Here is an 801-nt window from a genome sequence, read left to right as displayed (position 1 = left end):
TTATTATAATAGGTAATATCAGTAGTATGACATGGAAGTCGGGAGGATCAGCCGTAACCAATGAAATGGGATATCGTTTCACTTATGACGGCTTGTCTCGTATGAAAGATGCTATCTACGGAGAAACGAATACACTCTCAATCAATCAGAACCGCTTCAGTGAACAGATAACCGGTTATGATAAGATGGGCAATATTCTGAGTTTGCTCAGGTATGGTCAAACAAGTGCAACAGGTTATGGTTTGGTTGATAACTTAAGTTTGGTTTACAATGGTAATCAACTTCAGTCTGTCGATGATCATGCGCCAAACTCGGTTTATGGTAACGGTATGGAGTTCAAGGATAATGCTAATCAGCCTGTAGAATACGGATATGACAAAAACGGTAACTTGACTAAAGATTTGAACAAGAATATTAGTAATATTCGATATAATCTTATAAATTTGCCTAGTCAGATAACCTTTAGTGATGGTAATACCATTGATTATGAGTATGGATCGGATGGAAGAAAACTTCGTACTGTCCATCAAACAGGTAATACTATCTTAACGACTGATTATTGTGGTAATGCGATCTATGAGAACGGCTCTTTGAAGCTGCTTTTGACTGAGACAGGATATGTTAGTTTCCCTGATAAGAAGTTCCACTTTTATTTGAAGGACCATCAAGGTAATGTGCGTGTAGTTGCTGATAAGGATGGAAAGTTGGAGGAAACGAATGATTACTATCCTTTTGGTGGTACGTTTACAACATCTACGAGTGTTCAGTCTTATAAGTATAATGGTAAGGAGTTGGATAGAA

Annotated in this window: 1 pseudogene; it reads left to right on the top strand. The window is 37.5% G+C overall.

The features are described 5' to 3' along the window. A pseudogene (locus HMPREF9007_RS00045) lies at positions 1-801 on the top strand (RHS repeat-associated core domain-containing protein); the annotation flags it as partial.

The organism is Bacteroides sp. 1_1_14 (assembly GCF_000162515.1).
Lineage (GTDB): Bacteria > Bacteroidota > Bacteroidia > Bacteroidales > Bacteroidaceae > Bacteroides > Bacteroides thetaiotaomicron.
The sequence above is the reverse complement of the archived record's forward strand: the minus strand, read 5'-3'. Positions and strand labels throughout refer to the sequence as shown.